General features: G+C 67.9%; 10 protein-coding genes and 3 pseudogenes. 3 read left to right on the top strand and 10 right to left on the bottom strand.

From position 1 onward, the window contains the following. Nucleotides 1-226: 226 nt before the first annotated feature. The 8 genes and pseudogenes from ACFU8W_RS51255 to ACFU8W_RS51220 form a co-directional block, all read right to left on the bottom strand. Nucleotides 227-430, bottom strand: a complete 204-nt coding sequence (locus ACFU8W_RS51255) for a hypothetical protein (RefSeq protein ID WP_384052705.1) — start codon at nucleotides 428-430, stop codon at nucleotides 227-229. Nucleotides 431-519: 89 nt separating this feature from the next. Then, nucleotides 520-729 carry a hypothetical protein gene (locus ACFU8W_RS51250; protein ID WP_384052704.1) on the bottom strand — a complete coding sequence of 70 codons (210 nt, stop codon included), beginning with the start codon at nucleotides 727-729 and terminating at the stop codon, nucleotides 520-522. Nucleotide 730: 1 nt separating this feature from the next. Further along, a protein-coding gene (locus ACFU8W_RS51245) for an IS5 family transposase (protein WP_384052703.1) occupies nucleotides 731-1539 on the bottom strand; the annotation gives its coding sequence in 2 pieces (ribosomal slippage) (nucleotides 731-1191 and nucleotides 1191-1539; 810 coding nt in all). A gap of 62 nt (nucleotides 1540-1601) precedes the next feature. Continuing rightward, nucleotides 1602-1817, bottom strand: a pseudogene (locus tag ACFU8W_RS51240) (transposase); the annotation flags it as partial. Between the two features lie 276 nt (nucleotides 1818-2093). Continuing rightward, nucleotides 2094-2540 (bottom strand): DUF6174 domain-containing protein, encoded by a 447-nt coding sequence (locus ACFU8W_RS51235; RefSeq protein WP_384052702.1) that lies wholly within the window; start codon nucleotides 2538-2540, stop codon nucleotides 2094-2096. Nucleotides 2541-2681: 141 nt separating this feature from the next. Continuing rightward, complete coding sequence (locus ACFU8W_RS51230; protein WP_384052707.1) at nucleotides 2682-3221, bottom strand: hypothetical protein; 540 nt, start codon at nucleotides 3219-3221, stop codon at nucleotides 2682-2684. Between the two features lie 364 nt (nucleotides 3222-3585). After that, nucleotides 3586-4224: pseudogene (locus ACFU8W_RS51225) on the bottom strand (transposase family protein); the annotation flags it as partial. After that, complete coding sequence (locus ACFU8W_RS51220) at nucleotides 4151-4657, bottom strand: helix-turn-helix domain-containing protein (RefSeq protein ID WP_384052706.1); 507 nt, start codon at nucleotides 4655-4657, stop codon at nucleotides 4151-4153. The pseudogene ACFU8W_RS51225 and the gene ACFU8W_RS51220, both read right to left, overlap by 74 nt. A 140-nt stretch (nucleotides 4658-4797) precedes the next feature. Between ACFU8W_RS51220 and ACFU8W_RS51215 the strand changes: the two genes are divergently transcribed. Further along, nucleotides 4798-6162, top strand: a complete 1365-nt coding sequence (locus ACFU8W_RS51215; RefSeq protein WP_384052701.1) for a hypothetical protein — start codon at nucleotides 4798-4800, stop codon at nucleotides 6160-6162. Nucleotides 6163-7774: 1612 nt separating this feature from the next. Here ACFU8W_RS51215 and ACFU8W_RS51210 read toward each other — a convergent pair. Beyond that, the gene (locus ACFU8W_RS51210; protein WP_384052700.1) at nucleotides 7775-8866 is read right to left on the bottom strand and encodes a hypothetical protein; all 1092 of its coding nucleotides are present in this window, start codon (nucleotides 8864-8866) and stop codon (nucleotides 7775-7777) included. Between the two features lie 181 nt (nucleotides 8867-9047). On the opposite strand from ACFU8W_RS51210, the gene ACFU8W_RS51205 reads away from it, so the two are divergent. Both ACFU8W_RS51205 and ACFU8W_RS51200 read left to right on the top strand, forming a co-directional pair. Next, a complete protein-coding gene (locus ACFU8W_RS51205; protein ID WP_384052699.1) occupies nucleotides 9048-9230 on the top strand; it encodes a hypothetical protein in 183 nt (60 codons plus the stop codon). Between the two features lie 96 nt (nucleotides 9231-9326). After that, a pseudogene (locus ACFU8W_RS51200) lies at nucleotides 9327-10178 on the top strand (biotin/lipoate A/B protein ligase family protein); the annotation flags it as partial. Nucleotides 10179-10340: 162 nt separating this feature from the next. Here ACFU8W_RS51200 and ACFU8W_RS51195 read toward each other — a convergent pair. Further along, on the bottom strand, nucleotides 10341-10637 hold the full coding sequence (locus tag ACFU8W_RS51195) for a transposase (protein ID WP_384052698.1): 297 nt from the start codon (nucleotides 10635-10637) through the stop codon (nucleotides 10341-10343). Nucleotides 10638-10704 lie beyond the last annotated feature (67 nt).

The following is a 10704-nucleotide window of genomic DNA, read 5'->3' as shown; positions in this document are numbered from 1 at the left end:
ACCCCAGGCCCTTCGTCTGGACGAAGACCGCCGACGAGATCTTCGAACGCCTCACCGGATATCTAAACCGAATCAAAGACTCAGGACACTAGCGGGGCGAGCGGTAATCAAGGGTTCTTGAGCGGCTGGTAAGGGACGCAACCCCTGAGAGCTCGTAACACGATCTTGAATGTTGGGCGGGCGTCAGGCTTTTGCCGTGCGCCGTGGTCTTGGGTGCGGGCGTCTTTCACCGCTGTTGCCGAGTCAGTGACGATGGACGAGCCGACAGACGCAGCTCACCGCTGGGCATGAAGTCGAGTACGACGGCATCGAGCGTGCTGTCGATCGCTGGGAAGTCTTCTGGGCGCGGGTGCTCCAAGCTGTCTGTGAGATTTACGAAGTCGATGAATGCCAGGACCTTGGTTACGGGCGCGATCAACTCGACTTCCACGCCGAAGCGTCCGCGGTGTCCCGTCACTCGGCAGAGGACTATCTGGAACGGACGGAGCCCACTGTGGGGCCATCGCAGAGGGCTGTCAGTCACAGCTGGCCAGCGTAGGACCGCACAGCTGACCGCGCACGCTGTCGGCTGAGCCTTCTCCAGCAGATGAGACCGCAGGCGAGGGAGACGAGAGCGTCGTGCAGGTCGAGCCGTCGTTCCCACCGGACCGCGAGGCGCTTGAACTGGTGCAGCAGGGCGAAGGTCTGCTCGACGACGTAGCGGAGCTTGCCCAGACCCTTAGAAGTCATCTCAATTGGTGAGCCTGCGGTAGCAGATGAGGGTGCAGGCGATGCTCGTGAAGGCGAGAAAGTGCTCGGCCTTGCGCTCGTAGCGCCGGTGGAGACGGCGGCAGCCGGCGAGCCAGGACATGGTGCGTTCGACGGTCCAGCGGTGGCGGCCCAGTCGCTGTGAGGACTCGACTCCCTTCCTCGCGATGCGGTGCTGGATGCCGCGCCGGCGTAGCCATCGTCGCAGGTGGGTGTAGTCGTAGCCCTTGTCGGCGTGGAGCTTTGCGGGCTTGCGGCGCCGCGGTCCGCGGCGGGAGCGGATCGGCGGTATCCCTTGCACGAGCGGGATCAGGGCCTGGCTGTCGTGCAGGTTCGCCCCCGAGATTGCGACGGAGAGGGGCAGACCGGTCCGCTCGGTGATCAAGTGGATCTTCGACCCGTACTTGCCCCGGTCGACAGGATTCGGACCTGTCAGGTCCCCCTTTTCAGGGCCCGCATGTTCACCGAGTCGATCGCACAGCGCGACCAGTCCAACTCGCCGCGGGCGCCGAGTTCGTCGAGGACCAGGCGGTGGAGCTTGGCCCACACCCTGGCCTTCGTCCACTCGGAAAAACGCCGATGAGCCGTCGCCCCCGACGGCCCGAACGAAGCAGTGGGCAACTGCTGCCACGTGCAGCCCGACGTGGCCACGAACACGATCGCGGCCAGCACCTCCCTGTCACCATGCCGACGCCGTCCACCACCCTGCGGCCGCGACGGCGCCTCCGGCACCACCCGCTGAAACAACTCCCACAACTCATCCGGAACCAGCCGCTCAACGATCCCCACCATGACCGCCAGCCTACCGGCCCCGCCAAATGAGATGACTTCTTAATGTTCGGGGCGCCCTTGCGAGAGATCACCGGCATGATCCGGCGTCTGCGCAATTCACGACGGACCGCCTGGGAGTCGTACGCCTTGTCGCCCAGCACGGCGTCGGGCCGTCGGCGGGGGTGGCCTGGACGTCCGGCCACCAACGGGATGCCGTTGACAAGGGCAAGGGTCTGAGTGATGTCGTTGACGTTCGCCGCGGTGGTGATGACCTTGAACGGGTGCCCTTCCCGTCGCAGATCAGGCGGTGTTTGCTACCCGTCTTACGCCGGTCGACCGGCGACGGGCCGGTCGCGGCTCCCCCTTTTTCGCGCGACCGTGGGAGCCGTCCGGGGGCTTCTGACATCAACGGGTGACATCAACGTCGTTCGCGGTAGTCATGCTCGATGCGCCACCGGAGCTTGGCGAGCCGGACCAGCGTGGTCTGCGGGAAGGTCGGACAGGAACCGAATCAATCGCGATGCCGTCGTCCGGCCGAAGGGCTGCACGCGGTAGAGGACAGTTTGCCGCGCCAGTCAGGGAAGTTCGCGGTATTCGGTGATGAGGTAGTCGGCCTCGTCATCGATGGCATTCTCCAGCCAGTCGATGTGAATCTCAGCGGGGTGTCCATCTGCGGCAAATACCGTCTCCGCGACTTCAGCCTGGCCTGCACGGGCCTTCTGGACATCAGTGAGGAGACCGCCAAGCGTCGGGACATCCTGCGGATTCCCCTCGACCGTGCGCCGGGCCGACTCGTCGAGGCCGATCGCTTTGACGACCTTCCCGTTTTCCACGGTGATCCGGTACTCCCCAAGGCCGCCCCGCTCTCCGGACTCGGAGAGAAGCCGGAAGGAATACCGATTCGGTTCGGACCACCGGGCTGCCTTTGCTTGGACGCCGCCTCCGGCGGTGGCCGGTGTGGACCCTGCGTCGCAGCCGACCACGGCGAGGGCAAGCGCAGCGCATGCGACGAGCAGGTACATGCTGGATTTCGTCACGGTTAGGCCTTTCAGCAGCTCAATTGCCCCTTCGACGGCATCGCGATTGATTCGGTTCCCCCTAAAACTTGTCCCGTAACGATCATGCAGGACGGCGTCGCGGCTGGTTCTCGACCGGCTGCGGAGTCAGTCGAGGCCGGTTGCCCATGCGGTCAGCGTGGCGAAGTCGTCGATGGCAAGGCCGCGTCGTGGGTCGATCCGGTGCAGTAGGGCGGGATCGTCGTGGTGTTCCTTCACCCAGGTACGATCCGCCTCTGTGATCTCGTCGTCGACCCAGGCGAACGCACGGCCCTTCGCCCAGGTGACGATCTCAGGCGCCTTCCAGAACACACCAGCCCCGGGCTCGGGCCGCGGCGAGGGCCAGGCAATGAAGGGCAGCTCGGGCAATCCCAGGACTGGCGCGACGAAGGCGTTGGCTTCTTCCTCCCACGTTGTCGCCCACACCAGGTCGAAGGGAAGCGCCTCCAGCGCCGGGCCGTGATCCGGGTTGAGCCACACCCGCAGCGGCTTCACGGGCTTGTTCGGCAGCCCCCACTCAGTCAGTCGGCGCCGCTCGGCGGCCTCCCAGCGAGGCGTCACCAAGCGGTGCGTCTGATAGCCCTCGGGCCGACGGTGCGGCTTCGCGGCATACGGGTTCAGCGGTCCGTCCACATCCACCATCAGCATTGGGCGCAACGGCTCATCCCCCTTGTTCTGCGTGGCGCCGTACCGGCCGGTGACGAGACCGCCCAACAGAATTCTGGCAAGTACTGATCTCCGTAACGCTGGGTCCGGGGTAGTGGGACGATCTTGACGTGGCAGCAGTGATCACGGCCCGCATCCCAATGAGTGGTCGAGTCGTCGCGGGATGCCAGGCGGCCAATCGTTTGAAGCCACCACTGGGCTGGAGACACGCAGCCACACCCAGCATCCCTGGGCCTTCCGATCCTACGAGTGACCGGAATCAACCCAGCAACAACGTAAGGAGACACGACCCCCACCACGGCCGGTACTTCAAACCCCGGCGCCGGCCCGGGCGCGGCTGGCGGACGTAGCCGGGCAGAGCGGCAAGGAACATCGACTCCACCGCCCGGTTCAGCCCCTCCACCGCGCCCTTCAGGTGCGGGGTGTAGGCGGGGAGGTCCTCAACCGTGACGTCGAGAGCGTTGAACGCGGCAGTCACCGTCTTCGACAGGAAGTCCTTGCCCCGATCCACCCGCACCCGCTCCGGCAGCCCGCCCTGCGGGCCAAACGGCTCCTCGCGCACCACCGCCGCGCGCAGCGCGGTCAGCACCGACTCCCGGGACGGGGACCCGGGAGTGACCGCAACACCCATGACCGCGTTCGTCGCGCAGTCCATGAACCATGTGATCCACGGCCGCAGGGTGGTGCCCTCGACATCGACCAGGACCGGGGCCTGAACGTGATCGGCCTCCCACACCTGGTTCCGCCACCCCCGCGGCCGGGCCAGAAACACATCGTGCTTGCGGGCCTCACACTCCCCACCCGCAAGCCCTGCCCGCTCCCCCAGCGACAGATCACGCCGAATCGCGCGATGCAGCGTCGGAATCGACGGCGGCGGTTCACCCTCGCCCCTGGCCGCGCGAGCCGTCAGCTCACCGTGGACAGCGGCAACGTTGCCCCTCCACAGCCCGAGCAGAGACCGGACCTCCGAGGTGACCGTAAACCGCCCGTAGTACCGGCCCGCTCCCCCGGCGCCGCGGCCGCAGAGCGGGCCGTTGGGCGAGCTTGGCCTGCTTGGGTCGGCGCCCACGCGTGTAGGCGGCCGCATCGGCGGACGCGGCTCGGTAGCGGTCCCGGCCGCCGTTTCGGGCGATCTCGCGGGAGACGGTCGAAGGTGATCTGCCCAGCCGCCTGGCTAGCTGCCGGGCAGATTCTCCAGCGGCGATGCCACGGGATATCTCTTCGCGCTCGCCGCCGGTCAGATGCCGCTCTGATCGCGTCTGCGGCGTGAGGCGGATGCCACCGCTCTGGTACAGGAACTGGCGGACGTGGTAAATCGGTGCCCCAAGTGCCCGCCCGATCAAGCTGAACGATTGTCCCTCCCGCCAGCATCTCCAGATCTGATCCTGCTGAGCTGGCGAAAACCCGTAGTCACGCACCTGTACCTCCACGATCACATGATCATCCGTGGGTGGTGCGTTGATCACTTGAGGGTGCCAAGGTCTTTTGACGCCTGCCCTCCCGTGCGATGGCTTTGACGTGCGGGCCGTGTCGGTGGTGAGGGCTAAGGTGCGCTGTCGTGGACGCTGCTGATCTTGACTACCGGGCCCGAACGTTGACGGGCTGCATTCCTCCGCTGCTGGTGGCGCGGCTTCTCGAACTCGGTCATGAACGGGAAGTGGAGTTCCAGGCCGGCCGCGGGGAGTGGTTCTGCGCGCTGGAGCGGGCACGGTTGCTCGGGCATCGGGGCCGGCGCGAGCAGGCGTTGGAGGTGCTCGCTCCGTACATCGCCACGAACTGGTGGCCGGCGGCCCGAGCCCGGGCGGAGCTGCTGGAGGGCTGGGGCCGGGTGGAGGAGGCGATCGCGCTGTCCCGCCCGTACGCGGAGGCCGGTGACCGGCTGGCGCTGGTCTTCTTCGCGCGCCTGCTGGCCCGCCACGGCCGCAGCGGCGAGGCGTTCATGCTGCTGCGCGCCGGGATCCAGGACGGGTTCCTCGCCGAGTGCCTGGTCGACGTCGCCGAAGCGGCAGGCCTGGACGAGGAAGCGGCGACCCTGTTGGAGGCCCGGGTAGAAGCGGCGGTCCCCGCTTGCAACGACCCGGACTGCAACAACCTCCGGATGGAACCGTCCAACGCAGTCGGCCTGCTCGCCACGATCAGGGAACGCCAGGGCCGGATCGAGGAGGCGATCGCCCTGCTGCACACCCGCGAGGCCACTTCCGTCAACGGCCGTGACCAGCTGGCCGACCTGCTGGCCAGGCACGATCGAATCACGGAACTGCGTGCGTACGCGGCGTCCGAGCACCACGGGCACGCCGTGCAGCGCCTTGCCGAAGTGCTGGAGGAACGCGGCGACGTGGAAGGCGCGATCGCCGCCTACCGTACGTTCGGTGCTACGCCGGACGGAATGTGGCATGTGGCTGTCCCGCTGTCCGAGCTCCTGGTCCGGCAAGGACGGGGCGACGAGGCGATCGAGGTGATGCGCGCGCTCGCCGAACGGCCCGGCGGCGCGGAGGACTGGATTGTCCACACTCTTTGCACCCTGTACGCCGACCACGGCCGGCCTCGGGACGGTCTGGCCCACCTCGATGCCCTCAAGGCGCGAAGCGGCGGCAAGGAGGAATGGGAATTCTTCCGGATGCGGCTTCCGCTCATGGCCGACTGCGGCCTGCTCGATGAAGCGATCGAGCAGGCGCGGGCGCACCCCGAGGGCGACACCTGGTACGCGGCCTGGGCCCTGTCCGACGTGCTCGCCGAAGCCGGCCGCACCGAGGACGCCGCCGCAGTCCTCGAACAGCACCCGACATCCAACGGCTCTCGCCGTGCCGAGCGCCTCATCGACCTCGGCCGCATCGAAGACGCTGTACGAGTCCTCCAGCAGCCGAGGACCAAACCGACCACACCCGCCTGGGACGGCCCCTACTCCACCGAACCACCGTTCTGACAGCTCGGGCTGGTACGTGCCACGTCTCCACCGTACGTCGCGGGCCGGTTCAGTCGTTGCCCTCGTCGTCTTCGACGGCGTCCGGGTTCCAGAGAGGGCGCAGGCCCTGGCCGGGCCCGCTGGCCCGTGGGCGTCTCCCGCACCACGCTGTACAAGTACGTGCCAGAGCTGGTCACGGGGCGGAACTCCCTCATCGGCGGTTCGGCATCCGTCCTTCCCGCTCTCCGCGCCTGATCGCCCCCCTCGGGCGTCCTGCCCCCGAGGAACAGGACGCCAGGCGTTTACCGATGCTGGATCCACCACAGAGCGCTGGTGCCGAGGGGGGCCGCCCGCGGTCATGGTAATCCCGCGCAGCAGGCATTGACCGCAGCCGGCCTCAGGTATGACCGCGCGGTACCGGTGTCCCGCCTCGAAGAGGTCCGGGCTCAGCTTCGGACCGGCGTGTGATCACAGTCAGCTGCTGCGAGACCACCAGCGCCGCTGTGGCAGCCTTCCAGTGTTGAGGTATGCGCTGGCCTCTCGGGCAAAGGTGTCCATGACGGTCGTAAGTAGTTGGAAGTCCTCCCGGATCCTGCTGAGGGACGCGTGTGGCGACGAGCTGCCCCGGGAAAAGCCCGAGCGGAGTCCGAGCATTTCCGCGCGCCTGATGATGTTCTGAGCCCGTTCAGCGATGTGTGGAGGGCCGTCCAGGGTTACGACTGCCCCAGCTTCGGTGATTTGGCGCAACGCTTCGAAGAGTCGCTGCGTCCTTTCTGCCTGAATCTCCGGTGCGGGCTGGGTATCGGAGGGATCGCGCCAGGGGTCAAGAGCCTCGTCTGCGGCCCTTTTGAAGGTGTATGCCGTGGCGAGTAGGTGAGCGTAGGACTCCCGTTGGGAAGCACGCCGTACGGAGTCCAATGTGCCGCGCCCCTGCGCCTTGCCCGCCCCGTAGGCGGCCACTGCGGCAGTGAGCGCGACCGGGCTGGCGATGAGGGCGGCGACGACTTCAGATTCCACAGGTCTGATCATGCCGAAGACGCTCGGCCGGCCGAAGGCCTTTCGCCGGGTCGATTCGAGCTGTCAGGGCAGGCTGGCAGACTTCGGCCGCAGAGTGCTATGGCGGCGCAGCGAGAGAGGTTGTGCGCGTGTCTGCTGGACCCGGGGTGGCGGAAACGATCCTGATCGCGTTGGCGACGTCGCTAGTCACGACAGTGGCCACCGGGTGGCTGGTGATGCCGCGGCTGGAAGCCCGCCAGCGCCGCATCCTGGAAGCGCACCAGGCCCGGGACCAGTTCTTGGCCGCGATGCTGCGGATCTTGTCAGCTGGCGCCCGGCTGCGGAAGTTCGAGGCGCCGGCCCCGGACGACGCGGCGTGGACGCCGGTCATGCGAGAGCGTGTCGCGGCTGAGCGGGCCCGTTGGGCGAAGCAGCTCGACGAGGCGACCGAGTGGATGGTCGACAACATGGAGACGTACGCAGCCGGGTCAACTAGACCCGCAGTCCTCGTCGTCAGCTGCGGCGGCGGGCGCGCTTCTCGGCGCGGGCCCTGGCCAGGGCCGCGCGGTACGTCTGCTCGGCCTCGGAGCGGGCCACGGGGCGGTCCAGGTACCGGCGTTCGCGTCGCGGGACGCGCTCAGCTCGCGTCGGCCAGACTCCACAGGTGCACGGCCGTGCGGTCCTCGGCGAGGGTGGCCCACAGGCCGGGGCCGGCCGGCAATGGGCTGCCCGAGACCGGCAGGGAGTAGACGATCCGCCCGCGCAGGGCGAGTGTGCCCGGGTCCACAAGCCAGTGACGGGGCTCGGCGGTGTGCCCATCGGTGCTGACGACGGCGCCGTCCTCGTAGGGGTAGGCGCCCTCGTAATCCCAGCGCGCCATGTCCTCACCCGGCGCGGGTGGCACGACATCCCTGGCGTTGAGGCGTCCGGCCTCCTGCGCGCCGGGGGACTCGTGCAGATACAGCGCCCACTGGCCGGGATCCGTGCACAGGAAGTGCCCACCGGACGGACTGACGTCCTGCAGCAGTACCCCTTCGATGCGTTCGAAGCCCAGGTCGGTACCGTCCCAATGCCCCCACAGGGAAGGGGAGTCCTCATGCCCCTCACCGACGGTCAGTCCCATGTACGAGCCGTCGGGATGCGGGAAGTGGGCGGACGCCGAACCCACGGTCGAGGTCCTGGTCCGGCCGAGCACCGACCCGTCGGCCGCGTCGAGGACCAGCCACTCCTCGTGCGGCCAGTCCTGTGCGTGCCGCACATGGGCCCACACCAACTTGCCGTCCGGGCTGAACGCGGCGGAACCGCGGCCTGCGCGCCGATGCCGCGGGTCGTCCGCGTACTCCTCGAACGAGGCATGGGCCGCCGTGCACTTGGCGGCGGACCAGCACCCGTGCGGGAGCTCCCAGTGGACCTTGCCTGTCCGGTCCACGGCCCGTACGGCGTGCACGCCGCTGAACACGGCGAGGTCGCCCGTGGGAGAGACGGTGACATCGCCGAAGGGCCGAGGCCAGGGGGCGGGGAAGCGGAACTCGGCGCCGTGCTCCTGCCCTGTCGGGCCGAGCCCGACCACGGCGAACTCGTCGTCCCCGCGCTGGACGAGCAGCCTGTGGCCGGGCCCGTACTGGATGCGCGGAGCGTCGGCGTCCGCGGCGCCGAGGGGGGTGGGGACCGCGGCAACGAGGCGGGCCGTGTGTGCCACAGCGGCCGCGTCTATGGGATCGGTGGACATGGACGGCATGCTTCCACACCCGAGTGGCAGGTAGCGTGCCGCCGCGGGGAGAGCCGCGGGATCCGGACCGAGGCGAACGTCGACGTGAATGCGCAGGCGCACGTCGCCACGGAGCCGCCCACGCTCGACGTGTCGTCCTTGGACCACGTTCTGGAGGCCGGCCTCGAAGTGCCGTCGGGCCGTGCAGCAGCAGAACCTGGCGCGGGCTGTGGAGGCGGGTATCGCAGCGGACGAGTCCGAGGAGACGATGGAACGGATCCGGATCGACGTCTGGCCGGCGAAGTTCGCGCCGGTGCAGGTCCTGAAGCAGTGGAGTGCGTGGACCTTGGCATACATACCTCAGTGGCTGAACTCCTCCTCGTGAGAGGAGGACGGCGTCTTCGACCTGGACGCGGACGCTGTCGCGGCAGAGTCCGGCCGGCCCGCTCCCGTGCGCCGAGCGCGAGAGGTGGCCGACGAATCGACCACGATGCTCGGGCTGACAGCGGAGGGCGTCGGCATCGCCGTCCGGCGTGCTCTGGCCCACGCGACCGAGTGGAGCGACTACGACTGGCAACTGGTGCACACGGAGCCACAGGCACCAGCCCTGCACATGGCACTGGACGAGGTGATCACCGCCGAGGTGGCCGCTGAGCGGCGACCCCCGGCTCTACGGGTATGGGAGTGGGCCTCACCTGCTGTGGTGATCGGCAGCTTCCAGTCCCTGCGGAACGAGGTGGACCCCGAGGGGGCCGCGAAGCACGGGATGACCGTGGTTCGCCGCATTTCCGGTGGTGGGGCCATGTTCGTAGAGCCCATGAGTACGATCACGTACTCCCTGTCCGTGCCGGAGTCCCTGGTCTCGGGCCTCTCCTTCGCAGACAGCTACGCCTACCTCGACGACTGGGTGCTCAGCGCACTCGGCGACATGGGCATCCGCGCCTGGTACCAGCCCCTGAACGACATCGCCACCGAGGCCGGCAAGATTGCCGGTGCGGCCCAGAAGCGCACCAAGTACAAGCCGATCGACGGCTACCGGACCGACTTCGTCGACGCCCCGCCCCCCGGCACCGCTCGCTCCCGCCGGCACACGTCCAGTGCCCACGCGTGCACCTGCACCACCCCGCAGCTCGTCGCGAGAATCCAGAACGCCGAATACCCCGCCGAGTCGAGCGACCAGATGGGACCCGCCACCGCGCTCTTCCGAGCCCAATGCCGGGCGTGCGGCGGCAGGTACGAGAAGCCGTGGCGCCGGACCGGCAGCACACCCATCAACCGGACAAGCCGCCCAGGGCCGCGTCACTCGTGGCAGGCGCCGGGGCCTGGGCAGTGATGGTGGCTGTCCTGTCTCAACGAAGTTAGTCGTCCGCATGGCGCTGACCTGCGTGGACTGGATTGGGTGAGACGTGTGGACTCGGTTCGTTGAGACAGACCACAAGTCTTGAGCCCGCTGGTTGAGCTTGTTCCGCTTTGACGGACACTCTTGGTGTGGTGGTCAGGCTGCGAGCGCGGTCTCGTAGTCGGCGGGACTGAGGTAGCCGAGGCTGCTGTGCAGTCGGTGCAAGTTGTACCAGCCCTCGATGAAGTCGAAGATCGCGGTGCGGGCGGCGGCCCGGCTGGGCCAGGCGGTGGTGTCGAGCAACTCCCGCTTGATGGTGGCGAAGAACGACTCGGCAAGCGCATTGTCCCAGCACTGACCGGTGCGACCGACGGACAGACGGACGCCGAACTCCGCTGCCAGAACAGCAAATTGGTGACTGGTGTACTGACTGGATTCAACCGGTCGTTGCAACACCGGCTTGTTGGAGCAACAGTAGCTGCTCGTTGAACGCCTCGGCCGGTGTCTTCCAGCCGAGCGT

It is taken from the genome of Streptomyces sp. NPDC057565 (genome assembly GCF_042801455.1).
GTDB classification, from domain to species: domain Bacteria; phylum Actinomycetota; class Actinomycetes; order Streptomycetales; family Streptomycetaceae; genus Streptomyces; species Streptomyces yanii.
Note: the sequence above shows the minus strand (reverse complement) of the source record. Positions and strands in the feature narration are given on the sequence as shown.

Excerpts from the sequence above, each read along its gene's own strand:
- ACFU8W_RS51235 (WP_384052702.1), bottom strand. The coding sequence starts at position 2,540 with ATGTACCTGCTCGTCGCATGCGCTGCGCTTGCCCTCGCCGTGGTCGGC.
- ACFU8W_RS51210 (WP_384052700.1), bottom strand. The coding sequence starts at position 8,866 with ATGTCCACCGATCCCATAGACGCGGCCGCTGTGGCACACACGGCCCGC.
- ACFU8W_RS51250 (WP_384052704.1), bottom strand. The coding sequence starts at position 729 with ATGACTTCTAAGGGTCTGGGCAAGCTCCGCTACGTCGTCGAGCAGACC.
- ACFU8W_RS51230 (WP_384052707.1), bottom strand. The coding sequence starts at position 3,221 with ATGCTGATGGTGGATGTGGACGGACCGCTGAACCCGTATGCCGCGAAG.